General features: G+C 60.8%; 10 protein-coding genes and 1 tRNA gene. 6 read left to right on the top strand and 5 right to left on the bottom strand.

The window, feature by feature from the left end; all coding sequences use genetic code 11:
- Nucleotides 1-25: 25 nt before the first annotated feature.
- The 4 genes from PG878_RS15200 to thiS all read right to left on the bottom strand — a co-directional run bounded on the left by PG878_RS15200 (nucleotide 26) and on the right by thiS (nucleotide 3816).
- Nucleotides 26-1894 (bottom strand): SLC13 family permease, encoded by a 1869-nt coding sequence (locus PG878_RS15200; RefSeq protein WP_209031008.1) that lies wholly within the window; start codon nucleotides 1892-1894, stop codon nucleotides 26-28.
- Between the two features lie 66 nt (nucleotides 1895-1960).
- Entirely contained in the window at nucleotides 1961-2746 is a 786-nt protein-coding gene (gene trmB / locus PG878_RS15195; RefSeq protein ID WP_209031009.1) for a tRNA (guanosine(46)-N7)-methyltransferase TrmB, read from the bottom strand.
- Nucleotides 2747-2756: 10 nt separating this feature from the next.
- A complete protein-coding gene (locus tag PG878_RS15190; RefSeq protein WP_017910410.1) occupies nucleotides 2757-3551 on the bottom strand; it encodes a thiazole synthase in 795 nt (264 codons plus the stop codon).
- Between the two features lie 64 nt (nucleotides 3552-3615).
- Nucleotides 3616-3816 carry a sulfur carrier protein ThiS gene (gene thiS, locus PG878_RS15185; RefSeq protein WP_209031010.1) on the bottom strand — a complete coding sequence of 67 codons (201 nt, stop codon included), beginning with the start codon at nucleotides 3814-3816 and terminating at the stop codon, nucleotides 3616-3618.
- Nucleotides 3817-3987: 171 nt separating this feature from the next.
- Between thiS and PG878_RS15180 the strand changes: the two genes are divergently transcribed.
- The 4 genes from PG878_RS15180 to PG878_RS15165 all read left to right on the top strand — a co-directional run bounded on the left by PG878_RS15180 (nucleotide 3988) and on the right by PG878_RS15165 (nucleotide 8279).
- The gene (locus tag PG878_RS15180; RefSeq protein ID WP_209031011.1) at nucleotides 3988-5811 is read left to right on the top strand and encodes an autotransporter outer membrane beta-barrel domain-containing protein; all 1824 of its coding nucleotides are present in this window, start codon (nucleotides 3988-3990) and stop codon (nucleotides 5809-5811) included.
- Between the two features lie 255 nt (nucleotides 5812-6066).
- Nucleotides 6067-6140 (top strand) — tRNA-Gly (locus PG878_RS15175).
- A gap of 252 nt (nucleotides 6141-6392) precedes the next feature.
- Nucleotides 6393-7724, top strand: coding sequence for a site-specific integrase (locus tag PG878_RS15170; RefSeq protein WP_209031086.1), 1332 nt, complete (start codon nucleotides 6393-6395; stop codon nucleotides 7722-7724).
- Nucleotides 7725-7754: 30 nt separating this feature from the next.
- Nucleotides 7755-8279 (top strand): hypothetical protein, encoded by a 525-nt coding sequence (locus tag PG878_RS15165; RefSeq protein ID WP_209031013.1) that lies wholly within the window; start codon nucleotides 7755-7757, stop codon nucleotides 8277-8279.
- A gap of 25 nt (nucleotides 8280-8304) precedes the next feature.
- Here the strand turns inward: PG878_RS15165 and PG878_RS15160 are convergent, their stop codons facing one another.
- Nucleotides 8305-8493, bottom strand: a complete 189-nt coding sequence (locus PG878_RS15160; RefSeq protein ID WP_209031015.1) for a hypothetical protein — start codon at nucleotides 8491-8493, stop codon at nucleotides 8305-8307.
- An 89-nt stretch (nucleotides 8494-8582) separates the two neighbouring features.
- Between PG878_RS15160 and PG878_RS15155 the strand changes: the two genes are divergently transcribed.
- Complete coding sequence (locus PG878_RS15155; RefSeq protein ID WP_209031016.1) at nucleotides 8583-8978, top strand: H-NS histone family protein; 396 nt, start codon at nucleotides 8583-8585, stop codon at nucleotides 8976-8978.
- A gap of 217 nt (nucleotides 8979-9195) precedes the next feature.
- On the top strand, nucleotides 9196-13977 hold the full coding sequence (locus tag PG878_RS15150; RefSeq protein ID WP_209031018.1) for an RHS repeat-associated core domain-containing protein: 4782 nt from the start codon (nucleotides 9196-9198) through the stop codon (nucleotides 13975-13977).
- Nucleotides 13978-13984 lie beyond the last annotated feature (7 nt).

Below are 13984 nucleotides of genomic sequence, written 5' to 3'. Positions count from 1 at the left end.
GAACGCGCGCTCAATGTGGCACGGGCTACAGCGCGTGCCACCAGCCCATCGACATCAGGTTGACCATCAGCACCACCACCAGCGTGTAGACCAGCGACAGCGGGCCGCCGACGCGCCACAGTTCGCGCGGCTGGTAGTTGGCCGGGCCGGTGATCATCGAGATCACCGGATTGGACGCGGTCATCAGGTTGTTGGAGGCCGACAGCGCCACGATCAGCGCGAACGCGGTGGGATTGCCGCCGGCCGCCAGCGCCAGGTTGACCGCGATCGGCACCATCACGATGGTTGCGCCGACGTGGCTGATCACCAGCGAGAACGCCGTGGTCAGCAGGCCCAGCGCGATCTCCAGCGCCCATACCGGCATGCCCTCGGGCAGCCGCGCGATGGTGTGGCCGGCGACCCAGGCCGCCGCGCCGCTGCTGTCCATCGCCCAGCCCAGCGGGATCAGCCCGGCCATCAGGAACACGGTCTTCCAGTTGATCGCCGCGTAGGCCTCGTCCATGCGCAGCACGCCGGTCAGCAGCATGCCGGCCACGCCGGTCATCAGGGTCAGCGCCACCGGCAGCTTCGAGGTCAGCGCGATCAGGATGGTCAGGGCGAAGATCGTCATCGCGATCTTGAACTTGTGCGGGCGGTGCTCGCCCTTGGGATAGTCGGTGACCACCACGAAGTCGCGGCTTTCCGAAGCCTGCGCCAGGTCCTGCCAGATGCTGTGGAACACCAGCATGTCGCCGGCGCGCAGCGGCACCTTGCGCACGTCCTCGCGGATCACCTGCTTGTCGCGGTTGATCGCCAGCAGGCTGATCCCGGCCTGCTTGCGCAGGCGCAGCTCGGCCGCGCTCTTGCCGATGAAGCGCGAGGTCGGCGGGATCACCGCCTCGGAGATGCCGGCGCGGCTGGGGTTGAACAGATCGCCGAGGTTGCGCAGGCGCGAGGACAGGCGCAGGAACTGGTTCTGCGCGAAATCGGCGACCTGCTGGCGCGCGCCCATCACCCCGAGCACGCTGCCGACCCAGATGCGCATGTCCGCGGGCGGCGCCAGGCGGGTGTCGTTGCCGGTCTTCAGCGCGAGCAGCAGCGGCGCGTTGTGCACGGTCTCGGCCTCGCCCAGGGTCATGCCGACCAGCGGGCTGTCGGCGCTGACGATCAGCTCGAACACGTCGCCTTCGATGCCGTAGGTGCGCGCGAAATAGCTCTCGGTGCGCGCCGGGGTGACGCCGTCGTTGATCAGCCGCTCTTCTTCGGCCAGCGCCTTGTCGCCGCGCACGCGGAAGTAGATCAGCGAGGCCAGCAGCAGCGCCACGCCGATCGGCAGCGGCGCGAACATGCGCAGCGGTTCGATGGTGGCCATGCCCGAGGGCAGGTTGTTGTTGGCCGACTGCAGCAGGTCGTTGAGCAGGATCAGCGGCGAGTTGCCGACCATGGTCAGCGCACCGCCCATCACGATGGCCGCGGCGATCGGCAGCAGCAGCCGCTGCAGGGTCAGCCCGGTGCGCCCGGCCAGGCGCGAGGCCACCGGCAGGTACAGCGCCATCACCGAGGGGTTCTGCATGAACGAGGAATTGAGCCCGGCGATGGCGGTGGTCAGCAGCATCAGCCGCTCCTCGACCCCGCGCGCGCGGCGCAGCAGCCACGACGCCAGCCGGTTCAGTGCGCCGGTGCGCTCCAGTCCGGCGCCGAGGATGGTGGTGGCGATGATGCTCATCACCGCGTTACCGGAGAAACCGCTGAACAGCTCCTCCGGCGCGATCAGCCCGGTCACCCCGAGCACCACCAGCACCACCAGCGCCACCACGTCGGCGCGGATCCGCTCGAACACGAACATCGCCATGGTGAAGCCGACCAGCCCGAGCACGAGCTTCATATCGGTGGTCAGCGTCAGCGCGGTATCCATGCGAGGCCGGGAATGGGGAATCGGGAATGGAGAATGGCAGAAGCGGCCGGTCGTCGCAGGCCGCCGCTAACGGGGGACGACGGGCAAGGGCTTTTCCGATTCCCCATTCCCCGTTCCCGATTCCCGGTCGTACAACAAATCCCACACCCCATGCCCCAACTTCTGGCCACGGGTCTCGAAGTGGGTCTGCGGGCGCCAGTCCGGGCGCGGCACGTGGCCGCGCGGGCCGGCGCGGTTGACCAGGCCGGGAGTGGCGTCGAGCACGTCCCACATCTGCTCGGCGTAGTCGGCCCAGTCGGTGGCGCAGTGCAGGCGGCCGCCGTCGCGCAGCTTGCGCACCAGCAGCGCGGCGAACGCCGGCTGCACCAAGCGCCGCTTGTTGTGGCGCTTCTTGTGCCAGGGGTCGGGGAAGTAGATGCGCACTTCGTCCAGGCTGCCGTCGGCGATCTCGTGCTGCAGCACCTCCACCGCATCGTGGTGGTACAGGCGCACGTGGTCGGCGCCGTCCTCGGCCAGCGCGTTGAGCAGGCGGCCGACGCCGGGCGCGTGCACTTCGATGCCGATGTAGTCGCGGCTGGGGTCGTGCTGTGCGGCATGGCGCAAGGCGGTGCCGTTGCCGAAGCCGATCTCCAGCACCTTGGGTGCGTTGCGGCCGAAGGTGGCATCCAGGTCGCGCGGCTGGCCCTGGTAGTCCAGGCCGAAGCGCGGCCACAGCGCATCGAACGCGCGCTGCTGGGCCGGGGTGAAGCGGCCCTGGCGCAGCACGAAGCTGCGCACCTGGCGGTGGCCTTCCTCGACGGTGAAGGGTTTCGGCGGGGTCTTGGCGCCGGCGCTGGAGAACGGATCGGTCATGCCTGCGGCCTCACCCGATCAACCCGTCGACCGGCGAGGAGGCGCTGGCGTAACGCTTGCGCGGGATGCGCCCGGCCAGGAATGCCTCGCGGCCGGCTTCGACCGCCTTGCGCATGGCGCTGGCCATCAGCACGGGGTTGCGCGCGCCGGCGATGGCGGTGTTCATCAGCACGCCGTCGCAGCCCAGTTCCATCGCGATCGCCGCGTCCGAGGCGGTGCCGACGCCGGCGTCGACGATGATCGGCACCTTGGCGTTGTCGATGATCTCCAGCAGGTTGTAGCGGTTCTGGATGCCCAGACCGGAGCCGATCGGCGCGGCCAGCGGCATCACCGCCACGCAGCCGATCTCCTCCAGGCGCTTGGCCAGGATCGGGTCGTCGCTGGTATAGACCATCACCTCGAAGCCGTCGGCGACCAGGATCTCCGCGGCCTTGAGGGTCTGCACCACGTCCGGGAACAGGGTGCGCTGGTCGCCCAGCACTTCCAGCTTGGTCAGGTTGTGGCCGTCGAGCAGTTCGCGCGCCAGCCGGCAGGTGCGCACCGCGTCCTCGGCGGTGTAGCAGCCGGCGGTGTTGGGCAGGATGGTGTACTGCTCCGGCGGCAGCACGTCGAGCAGGTTGGGCTCGCCCGGGTTCTGGCCGATGTTGCTGCGGCGGATCGCCACGGTGACGATCTGCGCGGCGGCGGCCTCGGTGGCCAGGCGGGTCTGTTCCAGATCGGCGAACTTGCCGGTGCCGGTGAGCAGGCGCGAACGGTAGGGTTTGCCGGCGATCACCAGCGCATCGTGGGGGGCGGGAGCGTTCATCGGCGGATTATCGCCCATCGCACCGGCCCTGCCGAGTCCGCGCCGCGGCGCGCGTCCGCCCGATTCAGCCGCCGCCGAGCGCGTGCACGATCTCGACGCGGTCGCCGGCGTGCAGTTCGTGCGTGGCGTGCGCGCCGCGCGGCACGATCTCGCCGTTGACCTCGACCGCCACCCGCCGTTGCCCCAACCCCTCGGCCTGCAGCAGCGCGGCCACCGTGGTGGCCGGCGCCAGCATGCATTGTCTGCCGTTCAATTCGATGTTCATGCCATCATTGTGCAATGCGTGCCACTGGCGCGCGAGTCGTGTCATTTGCGGCAGTGCAACGTGAGCGTGTCCGGCAGAGGTGGAATGATGTCGGCCATGCGGCAACGTATGGTGCGGCCGCACCCCAGTTTCGTGCCACTTCGTGTTCCATTTTTGCCCGGGAGGGCTTCCATGACGTCGTCTATCCGTCCGCTCCGCTCGCTGCTCGCCGCCGCGATCGTGCTCGCCGCCGCACCTGCGTTCGCGCAGTCCACCACCTACAGCCGCACCGTGTTCTTCGGCGACAGCCTGACCGACGCCGGTTACTACCGTCCGCTGCTGCCGGCCTCGGTACGTGCGGTGACCGGCCAGTTCACCACCAACCCGGACTTCGTGTGGGCGCAGTACGTGGCCGAGTACTACGGCACCAACGCCGCCGCCAATGGCAATGGCCAGATCGGCGACGACTATGCCGCCGGCAATGCCCGCGTCGGCGTGGCCAACCCGAGCGCGCTGGGCGTGGCGCCGTCGCTGGCGACGCAGGCCAGCAACTACCTGGCCGCCAACGGCGGCAAGGCCGATCCGAACGCGCTGTACTCGGTGTGGGGCGGTGCCAACGACCTGTTCGCCATCGCCGGCGGTGCGCCGGTGCAGACCACCATCGGCAACGCGGTGACCGCCGAAGTCGGCATCGTCGCCAGCCTGCAGAACGCCGGCGCGCGCTATGTCATGGTCAACAACCTGCCCGACGTCGGCATCACCCCGCGCTTCCGCGCCGGCGGTGCCGCGGCGATGGCGCAGGGCACCGCTCTGGCCACCGCGTACAACACCGCGCTGTTCTCCGGCCTGAAGAGCGCCGGGCTGCGGGTGATCCCGGTCGACACCTTCCACCTGCTGCAGGAAGTGGTGGCCAACCCGGGCGCCTACGGCTTCACCAACGTCACCGGCACCGCCTGCCAGCCGCAGATCACCGCGCAGTCGCTGACCTGCAACCCGACCAGCTACGTCAGCGCCGATGCCGCCGACACCTACGTGTTCGCCGACGGCGTGCACCCGACCGGCCGCACCCATGAGCTGCTGGCGCAGTACGCGTTGTCGATCCTGGAAGGGCCGCGCACCCAGCAGATCCTGACGCACTCGGCGCAGATGGTCGGTCGCTCGCGCGCCGACCAGGTCGCCTGGCACGTCGATGGCCGCCCGGAAGCGGACGGCGTGCGCTGGTGGGGCAACCTGCGCGGCGACATGCAGCGCTACCAGCATGGCGACCTGTACGACGGTCTGGCCCCGGCCGGCCTGTTCGGCGTGGACTGGTCGCGTGGCGAGTGGGTGTTCGGCGGCTTCGGCGGCTTCGGTCGCACCGATGCCGACTTCGGCAACCGCGGCGGCGACTACACCCAGGACGACAGCACCCTCGGCGGCTTCGCCGGCTGGTACGGCGAGCATGCCTGGGTCAACGCCCAGGTCAGCTACACCTGGCTGAGCTACGACGTCACCCGCAAGGTCAACCTCGGCCCGGCCACCATCGAGCACAAGGGCTCGCCGGACGGCAGCAACCTGACCGCAGCGCTGCAGGGCGGCTACGAGTTCGGCGAAGGCAGCTTCAAGCACGGCCCGGTGGCCGCGGCGATCTGGCAGAAGGTCAAGCTCGACGGCTACGCCGAGAGCAACCCGAACTCCAGCGCGCTGGGCTACAGCGACCGCGACGTCGAGTCGATGGTCGGCCGCATCGGCTGGAAGGCCAGTATCGATGCCGGCATGGTGAAGCCGTACCTGCAGGCCACCTACGACCACGAGTTCAAGAAGAACCAGGAAGCCACCGCGTACCTGCAGACCATGTCCGACCTGGGCGAGTACGCGGTGCCGGGCATCAACTTCGACCGCAACTACGCCTCGGTGGTGCTGGGCGCGCGGACCAAGATGTGGGGCCTGGAGAGCAACGTCGGCATCGCCGCCACCACCGGCCAGTCGCGTGCGCACGACACCTCGCTGTTCGTGAACTTCGGCGGCAGCTTCTAAGCAACGCCGAGTTCGCCCGCCTTGCCCGGCTGCGTGCCGGGCGGGGTAGGGCGAGCGACGTGTCGTACAAGGGCAGCAATGCCTGTTGTGGGAGGGGCTTCAGCCCCGACGCCTCGGATCTCGAGCCGTCGGGACTGAAGCCCTTTCGCATTTGCCGGGGCATGATCGCCGGCCACTTCGGAACATGGCGCGCTGCAGTCGCATCGCCGATTTCTTGCGCAACCCCCGGCCCAGCGCATAGACTGCACCGGCAACGCGGGCGTAGCTCAATGGTAGAGCTGTAGCTTCCCAAGCTACTGACGTGGGTTCGATTCCCATCGCCCGCTCCAGTCTCGCGAGTTGCAGTGCTAAGTTGTTGATCGCGCTGACTATTTCTCCCGACTGAAGACCGCCTCGAACGACCTCCCAAGGTATCGTTTGAGGTATCGTTTTTGCCCAAGCCCCTCTTGCTGCATCGGCCATCAGGCCTCTACGTGCGCTTCTTGGTTCCTGCTGATTTGCGGGGGCAAGTTGGCTCGCGTTTCTTGGTTCGTCCTCTTCACCTTCGCCCCGGCGATGCTGCGCGTCTGGTGTCGGCCTACATGGGGATGGCACTATCGAACGCGTTCCAAGCATTGAGGCAGGGGAAGCCGGTGGATCTGGACGAAGTGCTGCGCCGCATTCGAGAGCAAGGACTGCGCGAACTCACATTGACCGATGTGACGCTGCCTAACGGCACGCATCTCGGTAAGGCTCAGATCGACACGCCCGAGGACGCAGCGCTGTTCGCTGAGCTGTTGCGCGAGCCAGCCAGTGGAAATGCCGCTCCCGCCAAGCCAAGCGGCTGGCGCACCGGAAAGACCAAGGCGTCTGGCCCGCTGCTGTCCAAAGCGATTACGGATCACTTGGGGGACTTGGAGCGCGCCAAACTCCACAGCAAGACCGTGCTTGAAAGCCGCCACTCGCTGCGTTTGTTTGCGGGTGCCGTGGGGCAAGACCTGGCGGTGTCTGAGCTGACGGCAGACCATGTGCGCGCGTTTTTCGATGTCGTGCGGTGGTGGCCGTCGAATGCGACCAAGCGCGCACCCTATAAGGGTCTTGCGGTCATGGAGGTGGTGGCGCTTGCCCAAACCAATCAGGTTCCCGAGCCTGCCGCCTGGACGGTTGCCAAGCACCGTCAGCGCTTGTCGGTGTTCTTGGTGTCGCTCGTGTCCGCAGGGCTTTTGGCAAGCAACCCGCTGGCGGGTATCCGGGCGATTGCCACGCCTGACGCCGACGACACTGGAGAGCCCTTCACCGATGACCAGTTGAAGGCCATCTTCGATCCTGTCGCCTTCCCGGCATGGGCTAAAAAGTATCCGCACAGATGGTTTGGTCCGATGCTTGGGCTCTACTCGGGGGCGCGCGTGAACGAGATCGCGCAGCTTCGGGTGGAGGACATCGACACGATCGATGGGGCGCCAGGGTTCTTTGTGCGACAAGGCGGGAAGGGGCAGAGCGTCAAGAACAAGAACAGCCGCCGTTTTGTGCCGTTGGCCAAGCCAGTGATCGATGCCGGCTTTCTGGTCTACATCGATGAAGTGCGCAAAGCAGGACACACGCAGATCTTTCCGCATCTGCCCAACAGCACCGGACTTGGCTTTGGTCGACAGTTGAGTCGCCAATTTTCGGTCTACATTAAACGTCAAGGGATCACGGCGAAGGGCCAAGGCTTCCATGGCTTTCGCCACACCATTGCTTCGCGTCTGGATGAGGCGGGCGTATCGGCCTCGGCCATTGCGGCAATCACGGGTCATGCGCGAGGGCAGGGAGTGTTGGAGAAGTTCTACATTGATCGGCGGACTTTGCCTGATCGTGTGGCGACGTTGGCGCGATTTAGGCCGCAGGTCATTATTCCCGAATATAAAGAAGCTCTTCATCTGTGGCTCGAATAGTTGCGAAAGCGAATTTAAGTGGTGGTAGATATGGTCGAAGTGGTCATCTGTGAAATCATGGTTCCATATGAGGCTGGGGAAAAAATAAACGAAAGCACCCAGTTCATCGTATTAACTGGCGGGATCTCGCCGATGCAGATTGGTGATTATTTCGAAAGCTACGAAAAGGCGTCGGATAGCCTGGGTGGGTCTTATTTTGTAGTTTCATCATCCCGTAACCAAGGATTTTTCGAAACAAAAGCAACTGCTCCTCAAGACCCAATCCTCAAGGGGGGTGTAAAGTATGAATCAAATTCTGTAATTGCTTTTGAGCCAGACATTGGTGTGGCGGTAATAGAATTGATAGTTTGGGAGGGAGAAGGCGGGCACGCGAAGAGATCAGAAAGCCAGCCTGTGTCGCCCTACATCTTGGCCCAGCTCGGAATGGGAAGATTGAGCGTTCTAGAAATTTTTTCTCAGCGTGATCAAGCTAGGTCATCACTTCTAGCCCTGAAAGCTCGAAGGGATGCAGGCGTTAGTTGTCGAGGTAATTTGGGGTCTGATCATTCGATTTGATGTTTTTTGATGTCTCGTGATTATTTCAAATAATTTTGTTTATTTCCTGATCTTTCCAGGCCACTAAATATTTGGGTTCCCAGTGAGTGGCGTGAGAGCGCCAGTGATTTATGCATAATTCAGTCGCTTTGTCGGCCTCTGCCTTCGCTTCGTCGGCAGGTAGACGGGTGAGTGCTGCAAGAAAGGCTTTATTCCAAAATTGTTCAACTTTCATGTAAGTGTTTTCGATGAGGGTGGCTTGATTTTTGTAATCGAATAATGGAGCATGTCAAGCCGTTGGTTCTATCTTATTAAAGGGCGTCTGTGAGTAAAAAATCTTTGGAATCGATCACCTCCGCTAAGGCCAAATTAGAGGAAGAGCTTCGCAAGCTGGAAGAGCAAGAAGCCCAGTTGCGGCAAGATCAGGCTACCGAGGCTTTCACCGAAGTGGTGAAGCTGCTCGGCGAGTTTGCTGAGTATTTCAACGCCAAACAGCGCTCTGAAATTGCGGGCTTTGTGATCAATGGTGCGGCAAGGCCAAAGAAAGCCGCTTCCTCTAAAAGAGAAGTCGCTCCAAAATACTGGCTTCCGCACACTCAAGAGACCTGGTCTGGGCGTGGACGCACGCCCTTGGCGTTCAAGGCGTGGGAGGGCACGGCGGCATACAAGCAGTGGAAGGACAGTCACCCCGATGAGAAGTTCCCGAAGTATCCGGGCTGATATCTCAGTAGGCGGTAGACACAAAGCCCCGATTAGCTCGGGGCTTTTTTGCGGGCAGACTGCATGGCGCTTCGTAATGCGACATGGGTCACTTGATCCGTGCGCACGAGCGTGATATCAATCAAGGCGGTTGAGCCCGTCAAATGGCATGGATTGCTAGGAGCGTTGTTTTCGATCTCAATTGATCGAACGGCGCACTTCGCAAAAAGGAGTTGCGATGAACAAGATCAAGAATGCGGCACTGGCTGTCATTTCATTACTGCTTTTGCTTGTCGCTCAGACAGGCCTTGCGCAAGAGAGTGATCAGACTTTCACTCTTTATGATTTGAACGGACAGCAAGTTGGCATATACCAAACTCAGCAAGAAGCTGAGGCAGCCATCTCGACTATCCCAGCGCCTGCATCATTTTATGATGGAATATTCTCTTATGTTAAAGAGATAAGGGATGTTGAGGATATAGGGCAAGGGCTCATTAAGATCAATTATTGGATAGGGATAAAGCAGCCCAACGATAAAGAGTGGGCATATCAGATGGCTAACTCCTGGCCAACTGAACAAGAAGCGCTGCAAGAGCAGCTGGATATAACATACTCCAATGAGCCGACGTGCCCATATCCGAGTATCGAGTTAACCAGCGACTGGTATGCGACCGATTCGGATGGGACGTATGGTGGTCAAGCGCAGAACAAGGATTACACGCTAACGCGCTACTCTTCAGACGATTGCGACTTGCGTCAAGATCATATGCAGCTCGTGCGGACTAGATATTACGACTGTCCGCCACAGCAATATTTTACCAACTGGAAGAACGCGTTCGGCGGCTGCGTCAACGAATGGGCTATCGCATCAATCGTCACGCAGAAATCCGAATGCCAAGCTGACGAAGGCGCGCCGAGTGCCCAGGTTGGTGACCCCTGCGATATCAAGACAGGAGAGCAAGTAGAGCAGGAGAGTGACGCAAGTTTGGCCTGGATCGACCTAACTCGATCCTACCACTCGGGCTATTCAACCCAGGCTGGCGCCTACGGTCACGGCTGGTCGGACAGTCATAGATTAAGACTCAACGTAACCACAGCGAGCGCCATCCTGATCAATGGCGCGGGCTATACAACCACCTTCGCGCCCGTAGACAGCACGAGCTATTCTGCTACCGATGGGAGCGGAGATGTCTTGGTCTCGTCCGGCACAGGCTGGGATCTGAGAAGAGCCTCTGGAATTTATCAGTTTGACCAGAGTGGACGCTTGCAGTCGTTTGTCCAGGAAAATGGACAGACGCTCAACTACGAGTATGACCAATATTCGAGGCTGTGGAAGGTCCACTCCGGGCAAGGTAGGTATATAGAATATAAGTATAGCGACGATTCGAGTGGCGCACTGATCACATCAATCGAATCCTCAGGCGTGGTCCTGGCGTCCTTCGCTTACGCGGATCGGATCCTCCAGTCGGTCACCTACCCCGACGGCAACTCACGCATCTACCACTATGAAGACAGCCGCTTTCCAGGCCATTTGACTGGAATCACCGACGAGTCTGGATCAAGGCAAAGCACTTTCAGCTACGATGCAAAGGGGCGCGCAGTAAGCAGCAACCTGGCGGGCGGTGTCGGCGCGACTTCCATCACCTACACGCCAAGTGGTGCTGAGGTCACCAATGCGTTGGGAGAGGTTGAGACCTATGCAATCACCACGATGGGAGGCTCTCGGCAGATAACCTCGATCGCTGATTCGGCGGGAACGCGGACATATTCATATTTCGGCACAAATAGCCCGAACGCAGGGCGTCTTTCCTCATCGAGCAGTCGATCGGGGATTGTGACCAACTATGAGTATTCGTCAGAGTCCGTAAATGGGACGAGCTACCGCGTGCAGAGCAGAACCGAAGCTGCGGGGACACCGTCAGAGCGTGTTGTTGTCGAACGCATCATGGACCAGTCAAATCGCGTGGCAAGCGTGCAGGATGCGGGTGGGTCAACCGAATTCATCAGAAATGGGAGGCTCCAACTGGCAGCGGCAAGCCAGATAGGTGCAGGCGGTGTGGGAGAAAGAACCACCACCTACTCCTACTGTGAGGCTTCGGATGTTGCAGCGGGTGGCAACTGTCCACTTTTGGGGCTGCTCAAGGCGATTGATGGTCCGCGCCTCGACGTGAACGATGTCACGCAGTATCTCTACTACGCGTCTGACGATCCTTCTTGCACAGCCGGTGGTGCTTGCTCTTATCGCAAGGGCGATCTTTGGAAAGTGGTCAATGCTCTGGGGCAAAGCACCGAGATGCTTTCCTATGACCCAATGGGGCGAGTGACCTCGGCCAAAGATAGAAACGGGGTTGTGACTTCTACTACGTATACACCGAGAGGCGACGTATCTTCCGTCACCGTTCGAGCCCAAGGCGTGCCGTCATCGTATGATCGGGTCACGCTATATGAGTATTGGCCAACCGGGAAGGTTAAGGAAATCACAGCCCCGGACGGCACTTGGAGGAAGTTCGACTACGACGCCGCTTGGCGCCTGATAAAGGTCACCGACAATTCCGGGTCACAGCTTGCCTATACATTGGACAACGATGGAAATCGTATCCAGGAGACCGTAATGGACAGCAACAACGTGGTGCGTCGTCAGAATTCCACGATCTACAACTCGTTGGGTCAGGCTGTGACCCAGGCAGATCATGATGGCAACGCCACCGAGTTGGGGTATGACGCAGAGGGCCGGCTGACCTCGACCACGTCTGCGTTGAACATCGTGGATGAGCGACACTACGATGCGTTAGGACGACTGACGCAGGCTGTAAGTGACGCGACGGGCCTTAATCAGAAAACCGACTACCATTACGATCCGCTGGGCAACCTGGATTGGGTGAAGGATCCCAACGGACTGACCACGACTTACTCATTCAATACGCTGGGCGATTCTGTTGGACTTGAGAGTCCGGACACGGGGATCAGCACACATAGCGTAGATGCTGCTGGCAATAGGGTTGAGGCGACGGACGCGCGTGGTGTGGTCACAACCCGAACTTTTGATGCGCTCAACCGTCTGACCTCAGTGAAGGCCGGTAGCGATGCCCTAATCCAGTATGTGTATGACGAGGTGCAGAATAGCTGCTCTCAGGCGGAGACATTCGCCGTGGGAAGATTGACTCGCATGCTGGATCAGAGTGGCGAGACGAAATACTGCTACAACAGCTTTGGAGACCTGGTGCGGACGTCTTTCACCGCAAGTGACGGCACGCTTCTGAGCTTTGTGGACACCTACGACACCGCAGGAAGGATGTCTTCAAGAACCTATCCGGACGGCTCAATCGTCAACTATGCCTACGGTGCGCAGGGGCGTGTTTCTGCTCTGCGTGTCGATACGTCAAGCACCGGTGTGGAAACGCTGCTTGAGGGGGTGACTTATGCGCCCTTCGGACCTGCTACCGCTTGGTCCTACGGCAACGGCAGAACGTTGTCGCGGACATTTGACGGCAGTTATCGGGCCAAATCGATCAAGGACGCCGGGAACGGTGGCATTGATGTCGGCCTAAGCTATGACGCATCGGGGCGCTTGGTTGGGCTTGGCTATGCTGCTGGAACGACGCAGCGCGCTACGCTGGACTACGATGGTGTAGGACGACTCAAGCACTTCCGAGACGGCGCGACCGGGGTTTCGATCGAGTCCTATTCTTATGACGCGGTTGGAAATCGCTCCGGGCTGTCAACAGCCTCCGGAAACCAGGCCTACTCGTATCAGGCAAACACCAATCGGCTATCGAGCATCGCTGGGCAGGCGCGTTCCTACGATAGCTCTGGCAACACGACGTCGATTGGGGGAGCTTCGAAAGAGTTCATCTACAACGATGCTGGTCGGATGTCCGAATCCAAATCCAGCGGTGCCGTGCTTGGAACATACGTCTATAACGGCCATGGCCAGCAGGCGAAGCGCACCACCGCAAATGGCGCAATTCACAGGCTTTACGACCCTGCGGGTCATTGGTTGGGTGACTTCGATGGTGCCGGGCAAGCGATCCAGCAAGCGATCTGGCTTGACGACCAGCCAGTTGGCCTGCTGCAAGGTGCCAGTAGTTCAACCAATCGTTTGAAGTATGTGGAGGCAGATCATCTTGGCACTCCACGTGTCGTCATTGACCCTTCCCAAGACAAGGCAGTATGGAAGTGGGATTTGATGGGCGAGTCTTTTGGAGCGAGTCCTCCAAACGAAGATCCGGACATGGACGGGGCTGGATTTTCTCTGGACATGCGCTATCCGGGCCAGCTATATGACCCCGCCAGCGGTCTTAATCAGAACGTATTTCGGGATTATGATCCGGTTAGTGGTCGCTATATTCAATCCGATCCAATAGGGTTAAATGGAGGCGTTTCTACTTTTAGCTATGCGGGTTCTCAGCCGTTTTCGGCTGCCGATCCGTTGGGGTTGGAGTGGGAGCCTGCGGGTGCTGAGGTCCCTGGCTGGTGGAATAAGCTAATGGTGGGTATAGGCGCGCATCACTATTTCAGCGCAAAAGTCACCGGCATGGGATACGGAGCCAACGACACGTATTTCGGAACCTTTGAAAGCGGTCGCCCTGACGCTTATGATCCAGTCAACAAGACTGTCTTTGAGTTGAAGCCAATCTCGAATCGCGATAACGAAGCGCTTTACCTCCGGATAGCAAAGCCTCAGATAGCTCGCTACTTGAAGTCTGCGAACAGGCCTGTCACAGACGAAAAGAGTAAGATGTGCACCGGCTGGACCGCCGGTCAGTCAACTGGTAATCTTTTCAAGGACGGCGATTATCTTGGAACCGTCCAGGTTGGCAGGGGTTTTTTGCGTCAAGTCTATGAACTAACGCTCTATCACGACACGCACCCGGGTAATACTGGCCTGGTGTTCTATAGGGCGGAATTGGTGGACTACCCAGTGGGTCGAGAGATTGATCGCACCTTGAGGGACATGCAAAACGTCTCTCCTTGGTATGTCTTGCCCACATTCGGAAACCGGTTGTATCCGGAAAAGTAAGAGCGAT

Source organism: Xanthomonas hawaiiensis, assembly GCF_031834635.1.
Taxonomy (GTDB): domain Bacteria; phylum Pseudomonadota; class Gammaproteobacteria; order Xanthomonadales; family Xanthomonadaceae; genus Xanthomonas_A; species Xanthomonas_A sacchari.
Note: the sequence above shows the minus strand (reverse complement) of the source record. Positions and strands in the feature narration are given on the sequence as shown.